This is a genomic window from Roseovarius pelagicus (genome assembly GCF_025639885.1).
Taxonomy (GTDB): domain Bacteria; phylum Pseudomonadota; class Alphaproteobacteria; order Rhodobacterales; family Rhodobacteraceae; genus Roseovarius; species Roseovarius pelagicus.
Genome location: NZ_CP106738.1, coordinates 738,022 through 752,066 on the forward strand (window position 1 = coordinate 738,022; position 14,045 = coordinate 752,066).

At 60.0% G+C, this 14,045-nt stretch carries 13 protein-coding genes and 1 pseudogene; 5 read left to right on the forward strand and 9 right to left on the reverse strand.

Annotated features, from left to right (window positions below; genetic code table 11):
- Nucleotides 1-121: 121 nt before the first annotated feature.
- Both prmC and prfA read right to left on the reverse strand, forming a co-directional pair.
- Complete coding sequence (prmC, locus tag N7U68_RS04575; protein WP_263048381.1) at nucleotides 122-964, reverse strand: peptide chain release factor N(5)-glutamine methyltransferase; 843 nt, start codon at nucleotides 962-964, stop codon at nucleotides 122-124.
- Nucleotides 961-2,010 (reverse strand): peptide chain release factor 1, encoded by a 1,050-nt coding sequence (prfA, locus tag N7U68_RS04580; protein WP_263048382.1) that lies wholly within the window; start codon nucleotides 2,008-2,010, stop codon nucleotides 961-963. Before prfA ends, prmC begins: the two co-directional genes overlap by 4 nt.
- Before the next feature lie 63 nt (nucleotides 2,011-2,073).
- Here prfA and N7U68_RS04585 point away from each other — a divergent pair, with 63 nt between their 5' ends.
- A complete protein-coding gene (locus N7U68_RS04585; RefSeq protein WP_165191944.1) occupies nucleotides 2,074-2,352 on the forward strand; it encodes a hypothetical protein in 279 nt (92 codons plus the stop codon).
- Here N7U68_RS04585 and N7U68_RS04590 read toward each other — a convergent pair.
- Genes N7U68_RS04590 through N7U68_RS04600 form a run of 3 tightly spaced genes read right to left on the reverse strand, consistent with a single transcriptional unit; the run spans nucleotide 2,293 to nucleotide 4,915 of the window.
- Nucleotides 2,293-2,700: a DUF1499 domain-containing protein gene (locus N7U68_RS04590; protein WP_263048383.1), complete on the reverse strand. Its 408-nt coding sequence runs from the start codon at nucleotides 2,698-2,700 to the stop codon at nucleotides 2,293-2,295. The two genes, N7U68_RS04585 and N7U68_RS04590, sit on opposite strands and share 60 nt — an antisense overlap.
- Nucleotides 2,701-2,743: 43 nt before the next feature.
- A complete protein-coding gene (gene speB / locus N7U68_RS04595; RefSeq protein WP_165191942.1) occupies nucleotides 2,744-3,709 on the reverse strand; it encodes an agmatinase in 966 nt (321 codons plus the stop codon).
- Between the two features lie 42 nt (nucleotides 3,710-3,751).
- A complete protein-coding gene (locus tag N7U68_RS04600; RefSeq protein ID WP_263048384.1) occupies nucleotides 3,752-4,915 on the reverse strand; it encodes a M20 aminoacylase family protein in 1,164 nt (387 codons plus the stop codon).
- A gap of 62 nt (nucleotides 4,916-4,977) precedes the next feature.
- On the opposite strand from N7U68_RS04600, the gene mazG reads away from it, so the two are divergent.
- Nucleotides 4,978-5,802, forward strand: coding sequence for a nucleoside triphosphate pyrophosphohydrolase (gene mazG / locus N7U68_RS04605; protein ID WP_263048385.1), 825 nt, complete (start codon nucleotides 4,978-4,980; stop codon nucleotides 5,800-5,802).
- A gap of 63 nt (nucleotides 5,803-5,865) precedes the next feature.
- On the opposite strand, the gene N7U68_RS04610 is transcribed toward mazG, so the two are convergent.
- Nucleotides 5,866-6,993 carry a M24 family metallopeptidase gene (locus N7U68_RS04610; protein WP_263049110.1) on the reverse strand — a complete coding sequence of 376 codons (1,128 nt, stop codon included), beginning with the start codon at nucleotides 6,991-6,993 and terminating at the stop codon, nucleotides 5,866-5,868.
- A pseudogene (locus N7U68_RS04615) lies at nucleotides 6,993-8,025 on the reverse strand (pyridoxal-phosphate dependent enzyme). The gene N7U68_RS04610 and the pseudogene N7U68_RS04615 overlap by 1 nt, the downstream one beginning before the upstream one ends.
- A gap of 195 nt (nucleotides 8,026-8,220) precedes the next feature.
- On the opposite strand from N7U68_RS04615, the gene purL reads away from it, so the two are divergent.
- Nucleotides 8,221-10,386 carry a phosphoribosylformylglycinamidine synthase subunit PurL gene (gene purL / locus N7U68_RS04620; protein WP_263048386.1) on the forward strand — a complete coding sequence of 722 codons (2,166 nt, stop codon included), beginning with the start codon at nucleotides 8,221-8,223 and terminating at the stop codon, nucleotides 10,384-10,386.
- A 128-nt stretch (nucleotides 10,387-10,514) separates the two neighbouring features.
- On the opposite strand, the gene grxD is transcribed toward purL, so the two are convergent.
- Together grxD and N7U68_RS04630 are read right to left on the reverse strand one after the other, a co-directional pair.
- The gene (grxD, locus tag N7U68_RS04625; protein ID WP_165191936.1) at nucleotides 10,515-10,877 is read right to left on the reverse strand and encodes a Grx4 family monothiol glutaredoxin; all 363 of its coding nucleotides are present in this window, start codon (nucleotides 10,875-10,877) and stop codon (nucleotides 10,515-10,517) included.
- A gap of 43 nt (nucleotides 10,878-10,920) precedes the next feature.
- A complete protein-coding gene (locus N7U68_RS04630) occupies nucleotides 10,921-11,157 on the reverse strand; it encodes a BolA/IbaG family iron-sulfur metabolism protein (protein ID WP_165191935.1) in 237 nt (78 codons plus the stop codon).
- Between the two features lie 194 nt (nucleotides 11,158-11,351).
- On the opposite strand from N7U68_RS04630, the gene N7U68_RS04635 reads away from it, so the two are divergent.
- Both N7U68_RS04635 and N7U68_RS04640 read left to right on the forward strand, forming a co-directional pair.
- Entirely contained in the window at nucleotides 11,352-12,299 is a 948-nt protein-coding gene (locus tag N7U68_RS04635; protein ID WP_263048387.1) for a glycosyltransferase family 2 protein, read from the forward strand.
- Between the two features lie 217 nt (nucleotides 12,300-12,516).
- A complete protein-coding gene (locus N7U68_RS04640) occupies nucleotides 12,517-14,019 on the forward strand; it encodes a DEAD/DEAH box helicase (RefSeq protein WP_263048388.1) in 1,503 nt (500 codons plus the stop codon).
- Nucleotides 14,020-14,045 lie beyond the last annotated feature (26 nt).

A 14,045-nucleotide genomic window follows, 5' to 3' on the forward strand; every position in this document is an offset into this window, starting at 1 on the left:
GACCACCCGGAACAGGTATCCACCGCAGAGACAGTTCTAGTAAACACGCCAGAAGCAGCGCCGCAAGTGAAAACAGGGAGTTTTCACCATTTTGTCCGGTTAATTCCCGTGATGTTGCATTTTATATAGACATTTGCGCGGGTTTTCGCCCCATCACAACACGGTCACGGCCATCCAGATCGGTGCGAATCTGTACGTCTACAAAGCCCGCATCCTGCAACATTGCGGCGACGGCCCCGCCTTGGCTGTGCCCGATTTCGACCATCAACATACCGTCAGGGGCCAGATGCGCGCCCGCACCTCCGGCGATGATCCGGTAGGCCGACAGCCCGTCTTTCTCGTCCGTCAACGCCATGCGCGGCTCAAAACCCAGTTCGGGCGCGAGCCCCGCCATCTCGGCAGCGGCGATATAGGGCGGATTGCTCACGATCAGGTCAAACTGCCCTGCAACGCCTTGCCACCAATCCGAAACCACCAAGGCGCAGCGATCCGCAACACCCAGCGCATCGGCGTTGCGTTTGGCCACCCTCAGCGCCGCAGCCGACACATCCACGCCGATGCCAGTCGCGGTGGGGTTTTCCGCCAATAGTATCAACAGGATGCAGCCCGTTCCTGTGCCAAGGTCCAGAACATCCCTAAACGTCAGTTCCAACGCGGCTGCAATCAGGGTTTCGGTTTCCGGCCTTGGGTCTAAAACATCCTCATTCACGCTAAACCAGCGACCATAAAAATCCCGCCCGCCAACCAGATGGGACACTGGTCTGCGCTCGGCGCGCTCTGACAGGTCGGCGAAATAGACTGCCTCGGGGCCAGCCTCCAATTCGTCCCGCAGATGCAGCGTAATCCGGTCCGGTCCAACGCCCAGCGCATGCGCCATCAGCCGCCGCGCATCACGCGCCGCGCTGTCGATACCGGCATCGGCAAGCTGAGACACACCAAAGGCCAGTGCCTCTTGAACTGTCATGCACCCATTTCCGCCAGCATGGTGGCCTGCGCATCCGCAGTAAGCGCGTCGATCACCTCATCCAGATCACCCTGCATGACTTGATCCAACTTATAGAGCGTCAGATTGATCCGATGGTCAGTCATGCGCCCTTGTGGAAAATTATAGGTCCTGATCCGCTCGGAGCGATCACCGCTGCCCACCTGCGCCGCACGATTGGCCGAACGTTCGCTGTCTACGCGCTGGCGCTCCAGATCAAACAGACGGGTTTTCAACACCTGCATCGCGATCTCGCGGTTGCGATGCTGCGATTTCTCCGAACTCGTAACCACGATGCCCGACGGAATATGAGTAATGCGCACAGCTGAATCGGTGGTGTTCACATGCTGCCCACCCGCACCAGAACTGCGCATCGTGTCGATCCGCAGATCATTCGCGTCGATCTGAATATCGACATCTTCCGCCTCAGGCAGCACTGCCACAGTCGCCGCCGAGGTGTGAATGCGCCCGCCGCTCTCTGTCTCGGGCACGCGTTGCACCCTGTGCACACCGCTCTCGAACTTCAGCCGAGCAAAGACATTCGCGCCTTTCACATGCGCTACAACCTCGCGAATACCGCCCAATTCGCTCTGCTGTTCTTCAATGATGTCAAAGGTCCAGCCGCGCGCCTCTGAATAGCGTTGATACATCCGCAGCAGATCCGCCGCGAACAGCGCCGCTTCCTCGCCCCCGGTTCCGGGTCGGATCTCGACCATCGCAGGACGCGCATCGGCGGCATCTTTGGGCAACAGCGCCAATTGTAGCGCCGCCTCCAGCCCCGGCAGACGGTCGCGCAGCGCGTGCAGCTCATCCTCGGCCAGCGCCTTCATCTCCGGGTCATCCAGCATCGCCTCGGCCCCTTCGATGTCATCCAGCACCTGCCGGTAGGTGCGGATTTCCTCGACCACCGGTCGCAATTCCGAATATTCCCGCCCTAGGGCCGCAATATCGCCTCCCCCGGTCGCCATCTTGGCTTCCAGATACTCGAACCGCTCTGCGATCTGTTGAAGTCTGTCCATTGGAACCATGCGCGCGGGTGTCCCCTATCAACTGTGATTGGTCAAGTGCTGGAGCTATGCTATAATTCGCCCATGAAAAAGATTTTGTTGCTCACGCTGATCGCATCTCCTGCACTGGCCGACGCGACCATAGGCGGCCAGACCGTCGATTGTTATTGTACCGACAAGACCGGCTCGCGCATGGAACTGGGCGAAATGACCTGCCTGCATGTGGATGGCCAGATGTTCATGGCACAGTGTCAGATGTCCCTGAACGTGCCAATGTGGCGCAAGATTTCAGACGGTTGTCTGTCATCCGCGCTGCCTCAGAGCCTCCAACCAGCCATCGACACGGGTCGCGTTGACTCCTAGATCAGATTTGCCGAATCGCAACCGACCGTAAATCTCGATCTTTTCGCCGTTGCGCCGCACCGTTGTGTAGTCGGGAAAACCGACCACTTTCGAGCGGGTTACATAGGTAATCATCCCACTCTCAACCGATCCCGCCAAAACCACGGTTCGCGGCGTCGCCCGGATCACTGTGTCGAGCTGCGCCAAATCCGCTGCAACGACACGCATCGCACCACTCGGCATATCGGTATCCGCTACCTGTGACGGCATAACATGCCATCGCGTCGCATCGGACGGTGCCAGGCGCACCCACGCCCAAGCCCCCAACAGCGCCACGGTAAACAGGCCCAGCCACATAGCCCACTTCATCTTTCACTGGTCTTCAAATGCTTACGCCAGATCACATTCCGCATCACCGGTCGCGTTTATCCCAGCCCAGCAGGCAAATCAGCGCCGTCGCCACATGCGCACCCGCGATTGCCGTCGCCCCGGTGGTGTCATAGGGCGGCGAGACTTCTACAATATCACCACCTTTGATATTGATCCCCGCCAGATCGCGCAGGATGATCGACGCCTGTCCGCTACTCAGCCCGCCCCAGACCGGTGTGCCTGTGCCGGGGGCATAGGCAGGGTCAAGCCCGTCGATATCAAAGCTAAGGTAGGTTGGATGATCGCCGAGTATCTTCTTGATCTTCTTTGCCGTTTCCACCGGTCCGCGCTCGTGCACCTCGCGCGCATCAATGATATTCATGCCCATCGGATCCGGTACGGTGGTGCGGATGCCCACCTGAACAGATCGTGCCGGATCGATCAATCCCAGCTTGATTGCCTTGTAGAACATTGTGCCATGGTCGATCCGGTCCATGTTGTCATCTTCCCACGTGTCGGTATGCGCATCGAACTGCAACAGCGACATTGGTCCGAATTTCTCGGCATAAGCCTTGAGAATCGGAAAGCTGATATAGTGATCGCCCCCCAGCACAACGCTGGACACGTCAGCGGCCAGAATGGTGCGGATATGCTCGGTTAACCGGCCAGGGAATTCTGGCACCATCGCGTAATCAAAGGCCAGATCGCCGTAGTCGATGATATCCAGCACCTCCAGCGCGTCATACCCCCAGCCATACGGTGCATCAGCCGTCTGAAGCGCACTGGCCTCGCGGATCGCGCGCGGCCCAAACCGTGTGCCGGTCCGGTTGGTCACGGCCTGATCAAACGGCACACCCGTGACGGCAATATCCACCCCGCTCAGGTCCTTGGTGTATCTACGGCGCAGGAACGACGTCGCCCCACCAAAGGTGTTCTCATAGGTCTGCCCACGCAATGTTTTGCGCGTAAATGCCTGATCAACCTCGGAATTAGCCTCACTCAATGACATAAATCATTCCTCCTTTTATCAATGGATCGGCGCTATGCACCATCACTCCACTGGTTGCGCCCGCTCTACGAGCCGGGCGAAAAAGGACGCCCCGATCGGCGCCGCGTCGTCGTTGAAATCAAACTTCGGGTGATGCAAACCCGCAGCCTCGCCCTGCCCAAGGAAAAGATAGGCGCCGGGGCGCGCATTCAGCATGTAAGCGAAATCCTCCGCCCCCATCTCTCGGGTGCGGTCAGTGGCAACAGCTTCCTCGCCCGATATCTCTCGGGCGACACCCGCAGCAAACTCGGTCTGCGCCGCGTGGTTCACGGTTGGAGGGTATCCCACCTCGATCCGCAGCTCTGCTGAGACGCCATAAGACGCCGCCTGACCGGCGACAATTTCTTCTAGCCTGACTTTCACAAAGTCACGCAAGTCGTTGTCAAAACAACGAATAGTTCCGTTTATATAGGCCATTTCAGGCACGATGTTTTCCGCGCTTCCGGTATGTATCTGCGTGACCGAAATCACCAGATCGTCCAAAGCATAATTATTGCGGCTAACGATGGTCTGGATCGCCTGCACGATGCCGCAGCACGCCACCACCGGGTCGGCGGTCTGATGCGGAAATGCCGCATGCCCGCCACGTCCGGTTACATCAATGTGAAACGTATCGACCGCCGCCATGATCGGCCCCGGAGTGGTCGAAAAGGCACCCAGTGGCAGCCCCGGCATGGTGTGCAGCGCATAAACCTCACCGATGTCATACCGGTCCATGACACCCTCTTCGACCATCACGCGACCACCGCCCGGCCCTTCTTCGGCGGGCTGAAAGATCAGCGCGACGCGGCCGCGAAAGTTACGTGTCTCGGCCAGATAGCGCGCCGCTCCCAATAGCATGGTCGTGTGACCATCATGGCCACAGGCATGCATCGCGCCGTTGATCTGGCTTGACCAGTCCGCCCCTGTCGTCTCGGTGATCGGCAGTGCGTCAATATCGGCCCGCAACCCGATGGTCGGCCCCTCGCCGTGTCCTTCGATGATCGCCACAATCCCGCTGGTTGCAATCCCGGTCTCGATTTGCGTGATCCCGAAACTGCGCAATTGTTCCACGACGTAGGCGGCTGTTTCGTGGCAGTCGAACCCGATTTCAGGCCGCGTGTGCAGGTGACGCCGCCAAACGGCCATCTCATCAGCAAAACCCGCGATGCGATTGATTACAGCCACGGGTGGACTCCTCCATCATTGCCCGGCAACTTGCACTCAAACCCAAACCGGACCCTGACGCAATGCCCGATAACGCACTCATCAACGACCCCAACGGCGGCATGCCACGGTTGCTGGAAATCATGCGCCGCTTGCGTGACCCTGAATCCGGCTGCCCCTGGGACATCGAACAGAATTTCGCATCCATCGCCCCCTACACGATCGAAGAAGCCTACGAAGTCGCAGACGCAATCGACCGCGCCGACTGGACTGATCTGCGCAGCGAATTAGGCGACCTGCTGCTTCAGGTCGTTTTCCACGCCCAGATCGCGCAGGATGAGGAGCATTTTTCCTTCGACGATGTCGCACAGGCCATCTCGGACAAGATGGTGGCACGTCATCCGCATGTCTTTGGTACCGAAAGCCGCGACAAATCTCCCGAACAACAGACCCGCGATTGGGAAACCGTCAAGGCCGCTGAACGCGCGGAACGCGCCGAGACTGGCACGCTCAGCGGTGTCGCCCTTGGCCTCCCTGCGCTCTTGCGCGCGGTCAAATTGCAAAAGCGCGCGGCGCGGGTCGGGTTCGATTGGCCGCACACGACTCAGGTGCTGGACAAGATCGCCGAGGAAATGGCCGAGCTGCAAGAAGCCGCCGCCAGCGGTGATGCAGATCATACCGAAGAAGAGTTCGGTGACCTGCTCTTTGTCATGGCCAACCTCGCACGACATATGAACATTGATCCGGAGGCCGCGCTGCGCGGTGCAAACGCCAAGTTCACCCGCAGGTTCGAACGGATCGAGGCACTACTGGCCGCATCCGGGAAATCCCCTCAAGACAGCGATCTTGCGGAAATGGATGCGCTCTGGGACCACGCCAAGAGCGAAGAAAAACGCCGGCCCCGCTAGCCTCCGGATCTCTCGCCGAAACGTCTTTGTTTAGAAAATTCGCAGAATTTTCTGCGGTCCGCATCAGATCACGGGCATTTCAGCCCCCGAAAACGATGTCAGCCGTTCGGGACCGTCCTCGCGGATCACGATATTCTCCTCGTGCACCATCAAACGCCCCGGCGCGACGTCTATCCCCGGCTCCAGCGTGATCACCATGCCCGCACGCAACACGCTGTCATCCTTGGCCGATAACGACAGTCCTTCGGTCAACTGCATGCCCAGCCCATGCCCCAGCCGTCCGGCACCTTCGCCGCCGCCGGTGATCGCTGCCATCGCCGAGAACACATCGCTGGCCAAGGCCCCCACCGTCGCGGCCTCAAGCCCTGCCATCGTGGCCTCAATCAGCCGCGCATGCGCATCGCGCGCCGCTTTGCCCGGTTCTCCGATCGCGAAATTCCTGTCATAATCACAGAAATACCCATCCTTCACGGCCCCGGTGTCCAACATCAACACATCACCAGCCGCCAGCGGTGTCTCGCTCGCGGGTGAAATCACATCTGAATAACCATTCGGACCCGCGCCGCCTGCCAGATATGGCACCCAATCGGCCCCTTCCTCCAACAGCAATCTTTGAAAATCGCGAAACACGCGATCCAGTGGCACACCCGCTCGGGCAATCTCGGGCACACGATCAAAGGCACGTCCTGCAACCGCGCAAACCGTTGCAATCTTGGTAATTTCCGCCTCTGATTTCACCGCGCGCAGGCTTGCGACGATCCCGTGACCATCGACAAAGGACAGCCCGCTGGCCGCCTTGAGCAGCTCGAAATCGCCCAGCGGCATACGTAGATGCGTCTCTCGCCCCGATGGCACCCCGACCGGGCCACCGATCTCGCGCAGCGCGTCGGCCAACAGGCTGATGCCATCATCCCAAGGATCGGGCGCGGCCCATGTGCGGATGTCCTCAACCCATGTTTTCGCCATCAGTTCTGCCCCGATCGACGGGATCACCGCAACAGGTGCGCCCGATCGCGGCAGGATCAGGAACCACGGGCGACTTGGGCTTTCCCAAAACCGCGTCAGGAAGCCGCTAAAATAGCGTAGATCGGCCTCGGTCGTCAGCAGGAGCGCCCCCAGCCCAGCGGCGTCCATGCGGCTTTGAGCCGCCGCCAGTCGCGCGGCGTATTCAGCACGCTCAAACCCGCGCATCACGCGTCCGGCTCTTCGCTGAGGATACATAGTACCCGCGCGTCCTGAGCCGCATCCATACAGGCCAGTGCCGCCAGCCCTGCCGCGCCCGACGGCGTGCTGGCTAACCCCTGCCGCGCCAGTTTTGGCAAAATGTCCGATGCTTCGGCATCGGAAATCAACGCAAATGCATCCGCATCGCGCGCCAGCCCGTGCAGCGCAATCAGCGACGGTTCCTTGCAATCCAGACGTCCCATGTTGGACACAGGCCCCGGCGCATTGACCGCGTGGCCTGCCTCGATGCTAGCCTGCAACGCAGGTGCAGCGTCCGGTTCGACCACGATGATACGCGGCCCATCGCCCCAGACCTTGCGGAAATAGGCCGCAGCCGCCCCCGCCAGACCGCCAACCCCGGCTTGCAGCATGATGTGCGTGGGGGGCGATGGCATCGCTTCTGCCGCCTCGGCGGCCATCGCCAGATACCCCTCCATCAGACGATGCGGGATTTCAAAATATCCCGGCCACGACGAGATCTGACAGCAATGTCCAGCCTTCGTGTTCTGCGGCGTGCATGGCCGCGTCCATGCTTTGTTGGTAATCCGATCCCGCGCGCACCACATCTGCCCCTTTGGCCCTTAGGCGCAGGGCAAAACTGTCCGGCACAGTATCCGCCAGATAAACGACAGCCCTCGCCCCGAACGCCGACGCGCCCGCCGCAACTGATAGCCCGTGATTGCCCGCACTGGCCGTGACATAGGTTCGGCCCGTCAACGCAGTTCGCAAATCCGTCGCGCCTGTCTCGACAGCGGCATGTGCGATTACATACGCCGCGCCAAGTGCCTTGAAACTGCCAAGCCCCATCCGTCCACGTTCGTCCTTGACCCAAACCTCCGCACCAAACCCTTCGACCTTCACCAGCGGCGTGATCGCGGCCGCCGGACATTTCTCCAGCAGTGCCCTTGATGCGTCCGCGTCGATGCTGGGTGCAGGTGCGCCATGCAGCACCTCCTCTGGCAGCCCTGTGCCGCGCCATGGGTTTTCAAATAATCTCATGGTTTCTCCAATCTTTCGGCGCATAGGATCGGGCAAAACCGCTCGGGTCAAGCCTTCCATAGTTCGCACCGCAAACGTAGAATGCCCCACCCCCGCGAAGGGTCTCTTCCTCGCTGCGTCAACTGAGTACTTCAGGTTGGACGCGAAACACTCTAAAGAAGCGCCGAAGCCGTATTTTTGGGGAACTATCAAGCCATGCAGGAACCGGACATCACACCCGATCTGATCGCAGCACACGGGCTGAAACCGGACGAATATGCGCGCATTCTGGAAATCATCGGGCGCGAACCGAGCTTTACAGAACTGGGCATCTTTTCGGCCATGTGGAACGAGCATTGCTCTTACAAGTCGTCCAAGAAATGGTTGCGCACCCTGCCCACCACAGGCAGCCAAGTGATCTGTGGCCCCGGCGAGAACGCTGGCATCGTCGATATCGGCGACGGACAATGTGTGGTTTTCAAAATGGAGAGCCATAACCACCCCTCCTATATCGAGCCCTATCAGGGCGCGGCCACGGGCGTCGGCGGCATCCTGCGCGATGTGTTCACGATGGGCGCACGCCCGGTCGCGGCGATGAATTCGCTCAGCTTCGGCGCTCCCGATCACCCCAAGACACGCCAGCTGGTGCATGGTGTGGTCGCGGGCGTTGGCGGCTACGGCAACTGTTTCGGCGTGCCCACCGTGGGCGGCGAGCTGCGCTTTGACCCGGCCTATAACGGAAACTGCCTTGTAAATGCGTTTGCAGCGGGCCTCGCGGATACGGACAAGATTTTCTATTCCGCCGCCTCCGGTGTCGGTCGTCCGGTGGTCTATCTGGGTGCCAAGACGGGTCGCGACGGCGTCGGCGGGGCCACGATGGCGTCAGCCGAATTCGATGACACGATCGAGGAAAAACGCCCCACTGTTCAGGTCGGCGATCCCTTCACCGAAAAACGTCTGATGGAAGCCACGCTTGAACTGATGGCAACCGGGGCCGTTATCTCCATTCAGGACATGGGGGCCGCAGGCCTGACCTGTTCAGCGGTGGAAATGGGGGACAAGGGCGGGCTTGGTGTGAAGCTGAACCTCGAATCAGTCCCGCAACGCGAAGCCAACATGACCGCATATGAAATGATGCTGTCAGAGAGCCAGGAACGCATGTTGATGGTGTTGGAGCCATCGCTCGAGGCAGAAGCCCGCGCAGTGTTCGAAAAATGGGACCTCGATTTCGCCATCGTCGGCGAAACCATTGCCGAAGACCGCTTCCTGATCCTGCTGAATGGAGAGGTGAAGGCAGATCTGCCGCTGGCCGCATTGTCTGGCACCGCCCCGGAATATGATCGTCCATGGGTGGAAACGCCCGCAGCCCAACCTCTTGATCCCGCGTCAGTTCCGCAGGTAGATCCTATCGATGCGCTCAAGCTGCTGATCGCCGCACCGAACTATTGCAGCCGTGACTGGGTTTACCAACAATACGATACGATGGTTATGGCCGATACCGCACGCGGCCCCGGTCTTGGCGCGGGTATGATTCGGGTACATGGCACGGACAAGCTGCTGGCCTTCACCTCGGACGTGACGCCGCGCTATGTTCAGGCCAACCCCGAGATGGGCGGACGGCAGGCGGTGGCAGAAGCTTACCGCAACCTGTCGGCGCTGGGGGCCACGCCGCTGGCCACCACGGACAACCTCAATTTCGGCAATCCCGAAAAGCCAGAGATCATGGGACAATTCGTTGGCGCGATCAAAGGCATCGGTGCCGCGGTCGCAGCCCTCGACATGCCAATCGTGTCGGGCAACGTTTCGCTTTATAACGAGACCGATGGCGCGGCGATCCTGCCAACGCCGACAATCGGTGCCGTCGGCCTGATCGCGCACGAGGATGAGGCCATCACCGGCATTGCCCGCGAGGGCCATGTGGCATTGGTAATCGGCGAAGTTGGATCGCATCTGGGGCAATCCGCGTTGCTGGCCGAAGTGTTTGGCCGCGCCGAGGGTGACGCGCCGCCAGTTGATCTGGAGATTGAAAAACGCAACGGCGAGTTCATCCGCGCCAATCACGCGATGATCCGCGCCTGCACCGACCTGGGCGATGGTGGTCTGGCACTCGCTGCGTTTGAAATGGCCGAAACCGCTGGCGTCGGCGTGATCCTTGACACGGACGACACTGCGTCGCTGTTTGGCGAGGATCAGGGGCGCTATCTGGTCGCCTGCAACTTTGATCAAGCCGAGGCACTGATGACCGCCGCAGCGCAATCCGGCGTGGCAATCGCGAGCGTCGGCCGGTTCGCCGGTGATGCCGTCACGCTGGGCAGCGCATCTGCGCCGCTGGCGGAATTGTCCGAGGTTTTCCGGGGTAGTTTTGCCAAGCAATTCGCATAAATGCATGACGCTGCGGCTAACGGCAGGTCGGGCGTTCAGGTATTCTTAGAACGATGAAAGCCCGGGTCAGTCATGACGCCCCGGGCTTTCTGTTATTCTTGCATGCGACAGGCTGAAGCCTGACAGGATCAGGCGTTGGCTTCGCGGATCTTGTCTGCCGCGCCCTTGTCGTAGGTTACGCCGTTTTCCTCGAACAACGTATCCAATTCGCCCGACAGGGTCATCTCGGTGATGATGTCGCAGCCGCCGACAAACTCGCCCTTGACGTATAGCTGGGGAATGGTCGGCCAGTCGGAATAGTCCTTGATCCCCTGACGTAGGCCTTCGTCGGCCAGCACGTTCACGTCGGTGAAATCCACACCCATGAAATTGAGAACCCCTGCCACGCGGGACGAAAATCCGCATTGCGGCATGGATTTGGTGCCCTTCATGTAGAGCACCACATCGTTGGCTTTGACAGTCTCTGCGATCTGGGTCTTTGCATCGGTCATTGTGTCTGCTTTCCTGAATGTCTGGTTGGGCGCTCCGGTGCCGTCAGTCGGGGGCCCGCGTTGTCAGCGCCAGCGCATGAAGTTCGCCGGCAGAGCCATCCATCTTGCCTTTGAGGGCGGCATAGACGGCTCGCTGCTGCTGCACGCGGTTCTTTCCGCGAAAGCTCTCGTCGACGACTTCGGCGGCAAAATGCGCACCATCATCCCCCTGCACATTGATTTTCGCGTTGGGGAACGCGTCGCGGATCATATCTTCGATTTCGCTGGCGAGAATGGACATATATGCCCTCCTTTGCGTCTGACTTCCGATGTAGAACGCACAGGCGCGCTCTGCAAGGTGGCGCAGGCGTTGTTTGCCGCGCCACCCTGCAGAAATCTGGGAAACACCCCGGTGCAAACGCCGCTTGCACCGTCCCGAATGCGCCGCCATTGTCGCGCCATGTTCCACAACACATTACATACCGGGGCGCACCCGTGAGCTCGCTGCCCAAATGGGGCGTCGTATCGACGATCAAGGCAGATACGACCGCCATACTGAACTTCGCAGCGCATCACCTCGATCTGGGTGCGCACAGGATACACATCTATCTGGATGCCGATTGTCCGCAGGCACGCGAGGCATTGCAGGGCCATCCACGATGCAATGTCATCCTGACCGATGACGGGTACTGGGCCGAACGCCGACGCCGTCCCGACGCGCATCAGGTGCGCCAGACGATGAATGCCACGCGCGCCTATCGCCGTCGGCCCGGCGTGGACTGGCTGGCACATATCGACGTGGATGAATTCCTCTGGCCCGCGCGTCCCATTGCCGAACAATTGTCAGACCTGCCCGACGATGCCCCGACAGCGCGGGTGCGCCCGATAGAGGCGCTGGCCCCCCTGCCCGGCGATGATACCAGCCGTACCTGGTTCAAAGGATGCGCGCCGCGTCAGAACATCCGTAACCGTCAGACCGAACAGATTTATCCGACCTACGGGGCACATCTGAATGGCGGCTTCCTCAGCCATGTGACCGGCAAGATTTTTGTGCGCACCGGCACCAAGGGGCTGAATTTTCGCATCCACAATGCCTTTCTGGATGCCGAACAGATCCCCAACGATTTTGAACTGTCCCAAACCCAGCTGTGCCATTTTCATGCCCCCAGTTGGGAGGACTGGCAGCGCGCCTATCGTTATCGGCTGGAGAGCGGTTCATATCGCCCCGCGCTAAAGGCCTCTGGCAGCAACGCAACGACGATGAATGATCTGTTCTCCCTGATCGAAGCCGACGGCGGCGATACGGCGTTGCGGACGTTCTACGACGAGGTTTGTACCGCTTCGCCGGATCTTCGTGCACGCTTGGAGGAACATGATCTACTGCACCGGATATCGCTTGATCTGGACGCGAAACGCGCGCGGCATTTTCCAAACTACGGGTAACGCGGCACCACGCAGAAGGCGATTGGTGCCAAATACGCAACAATTTTCGTGACTTCCGCCGGATTGGACACGTTACGGCATGTCGCATTGCCCTGATCCCGAAATTACGTTACATCGCCGGTCAAGGGTCTTCTTATGTGGAAAACCACGGGGCCGTTGGGGCCTTGGACCCAATCAGACGTACGGGCCAAGTCGTGTCCGTAAACCACGGATATACATGACAAAATTCTCTGATCTGAATCTGAACCCGAAGGTTCTGAAAGCCATAGACGAAGCAGGCTACGAAAGCCCCACCCCCATTCAGGAAGGCGCGATTCCCCCCGCGCTGGAAGGTAAGGACGTGCTGGGCATCGCCCAGACCGGAACCGGCAAGACCGCCAGTTTCACACTACCGATGCTTTCGCTTCTGGCGCGCGGCCGGGCACGGGCCCGCATGCCGCGCAGTCTGGTATTGTGCCCGACGCGCGAGCTCGCCGCGCAGGTGGCCGAAAACTTCGACACCTATTCCAAACACCTGAAACTGACCAAGGCGCTGCTGATCGGCGGTGTTTCGTTCAAGGAACAGGACAAGCTGATCGACAAGGGCGTTGACGTCCTGATCGCCACCCCGGGCCGCCTGCTGGATCATTTCGAGCGGGGCAAACTTCTGCTCACCGGGGTTCAGATCATGGTGGTGGACGAGGCCGACAGAATGCTCGACATGGGGTTCATTCCCGATATCGAACGCATCTTCTCGCTGACGCCATTCACCCGGCAGACGCTGTTCTTCTCAGCCACAATGGCGCCCGAAATCGAGCGGATCACCAATACGTTCCTCAGTGCCCCCGCACGAATCGAAGTCGCCCGTCAGGCCACCGCATCTGAGACGATTAAACAGGTCGTCGTGATGTTCAAAGGCTCGCGCCGTGACCGCGAAGCCAGTGAAAAACGCAAACTTCTGCGCGCCTTGATTGAAAATGAAGGCGACAAATGCACGAATGCGATCATCTTCTGCAACCGTAAGACGGATGTGGACATCGTCGCGAAATCACTGAAAAAATACGGCTATGACGCGGCACCGATCCACGGTGATCTGGATCAGAGCCAGCGCACGCGCACTCTGGACGGCTTCCGCGAAGGCACACTGCGCTTTCTGGTAGCCTCTGATGTGGCCGCGCGTGGCCTTGATGTGCCCGCGGTGAGCCATGTGTTCAACTTTGACGTACCGGGCCACCCCGAGGATTATGTACACCGGATCGGGCGCACAGGTCGCGCTGGTCGCGAAGGCAAGGCCATGATGGTCTGTATTCCACGCGACGAGAAAAACCTGTCAGCCATCGAGTCGTTGATCCAAAAAGAAATCCCGCGTCTGGATAATCCGCTGGCCTCAGGGGCGCCCGCCCCTCAGGATAGCGCTACGGATGTCACCGATGCCACGGATGCCGCAGACGAAAAACCCAGCAAACCGCGCCGCAGCCGCAGCCGACGCAAACCAGCGGATACACCTCAAGAGACCCAAGAGGTTGAAGCAAAGGCCCCGGTGAAGGCCGAAGAACAGCCGACAGTTACACCCGAAGCGCAGCCCAGCCCTGAACCGCGAGAAGAAAACAATTCCAGATCGCGCGGTGGACGTGGTGGCCGGGGTCGTGACAATTCCGGTGGCGGCAGCAAGGTCGTCGGCATGGGGGATCACATGCCCAGCTTCATCGCCCTCAGTTTTGAGGATCGCCGCGCAGGTTAAACCTGCGACAGGTACAGGATCCGGCG

Bases quoted from the DNA above. Each gene is read 5' to 3' on its own strand.
- N7U68_RS04590 (WP_263048383.1), bottom strand. From the start codon at position 2,700: ATGAAGTGGGCTATGTGGCTGGGCCTGTTTACCGTGGCGCTGTTGGGG.
- N7U68_RS04610 (WP_263049110.1), bottom strand. From the start codon at position 6,993: ATGCGCGGGTTTGAGCGTGCTGAATACGCCGCGCGACTGGCGGCGGCT.
- speB (WP_165191942.1), bottom strand. From the start codon at position 3,709: ATGTCATTGAGTGAGGCTAATTCCGAGGTTGATCAGGCATTTACGCGC.
- N7U68_RS04640 (WP_263048388.1), top strand. From the start codon at position 12,517: ATGACAAAATTCTCTGATCTGAATCTGAACCCGAAGGTTCTGAAAGCC.
- prmC (WP_263048381.1), bottom strand. From the start codon at position 964: ATGACAGTTCAAGAGGCACTGGCCTTTGGTGTGTCTCAGCTTGCCGAT.
- N7U68_RS04585 (WP_165191944.1), top strand. From the start codon at position 2,074: ATGAAAAAGATTTTGTTGCTCACGCTGATCGCATCTCCTGCACTGGCC.
- mazG (WP_263048385.1), top strand. From the start codon at position 4,978: ATGCCCGATAACGCACTCATCAACGACCCCAACGGCGGCATGCCACGG.
- prfA (WP_263048382.1), bottom strand. From the start codon at position 2,010: ATGGTTCCAATGGACAGACTTCAACAGATCGCAGAGCGGTTCGAGTAT.
- purL (WP_263048386.1), top strand. From the start codon at position 8,221: ATGCAGGAACCGGACATCACACCCGATCTGATCGCAGCACACGGGCTG.
- grxD (WP_165191936.1), bottom strand. From the start codon at position 10,877: ATGACCGATGCAAAGACCCAGATCGCAGAGACTGTCAAAGCCAACGAT.
- N7U68_RS04630 (WP_165191935.1), bottom strand. From the start codon at position 11,157: ATGTCCATTCTCGCCAGCGAAATCGAAGATATGATCCGCGACGCGTTC.